2 protein-coding genes are annotated in these 1,214 nt (G+C 44.6%); both read right to left on the bottom strand.

The features are described 5' to 3' along the window. Positions 1–116 (bottom strand): helix-turn-helix transcriptional regulator (locus Xind_RS19550; protein ID WP_187650943.1); only part of this gene is annotated, 116 nt, incomplete at its 3' end. Between the two features lie 216 nt (positions 117–332). Further along, a partial coding sequence (locus Xind_RS19545) for a tyrosine-type recombinase/integrase (RefSeq protein ID WP_187650942.1) occupies positions 333–1,214 on the bottom strand: 882 nt, incomplete at its 5' end.

The following is a 1,214-nucleotide window of genomic DNA, read 5'->3' as shown; positions in this document are numbered from 1 at the left end:
TGTTTCGGAAATTCTCCGGCACTAATCAGTTTGTAGATCCACGCCTTGCTATAACCCGTCCTGCGTTGAACTTCCGGCAAACGAATAAGATTTTCCTTCGACGCTGTCATTGTCATATTTTTTCTCCTGTTACCGAGTCCTTGAGCGCTCATCGTGGACGTTGTTTGATGACAGGCGGATTATTTAAAAAGCAAGACTAAATAAACAGCGTTAATTGTTTTTCCGATTTGTTGAATTAATTTTTTTAGGAACTTCTACCTTTTCATCGATATTCTGTATAAAAATCATACTTTGCTGGCACTGCCAACAAAGTATGAAAAATCACCGCTTCTTTACGCCCTTTTGCCAAATTTTCCGATCAGCACATTTTCGCCTCGTTCCAACATCTCCATATGATCCGCATACCATTGCAGCATTTCCCGTCGACCATCCAGATATTGCGCGTGGTTGTAAGTACCCCGGATACTGTTCTTGTCAACATGAGCAAGCTGAGTTTCAATCCAAGCTGTGTTATAGCCCTGTTCATGCAGAATTGTACTCATGGTATGGCGGAAACCGTGTCCTGTGGCCCTGCCGTCATAACCAATACGCTTAATAACCTGATTGATGGCTGCCTCACTCATCGGTTTACCCGCATCGTTACGACCGGGGAAAACGTATTTCCCGCGCCCTGTAATTTCGTGCAGCTTAATAAGAATAGCTTTAACCTGATTTGATAATGGAACGATGTGAGGGCGGCGCATTTTCATTCGCTCAGCGGGAATTTGCCAGAGATCGTTATCGAAATCGAATTCAGTCCATTCCGATTCTCTCAGCTCGATAGTGCGCACTCCGGTCAACATCAGCATACGTGTTGCTGATTGCGTAACCTGACTGCCACTATAATTACTCAAAGCGATGAGGAAATCATTCATCTGGTCGGCTAAAAGGTGTGGAAAATGTTTTTGCTTGGGGGCTTTAAGTGCGCTGGCAAGGTCAGTAACGGGATTGAACTCTGCCCGTCCGGTAATGACGGCATAGGTGAAAATTTGCCGACAGGCCTGTCTGGTTTTTTTCAATTTATCCAAAACGCCGCGTTGCTCCATTTTTCGCAGCACAGCCAGCATTTCAGCAGGTTTAATCTCGGTAACAGCACGTTTACCAATATACGGGAAGATATCTTTTTTCAGATATTCCAGAATGTCTTCGGCATAGCCTTTTGACCAGTTTGGGCG

The organism is Xenorhabdus indica (assembly GCF_014467235.1).
GTDB classification, from domain to species: Bacteria; Pseudomonadota; Gammaproteobacteria; order Enterobacterales; family Enterobacteriaceae; genus Xenorhabdus; species Xenorhabdus indica.
This window is presented reverse-complemented; position numbering and strand designations above follow the sequence as displayed.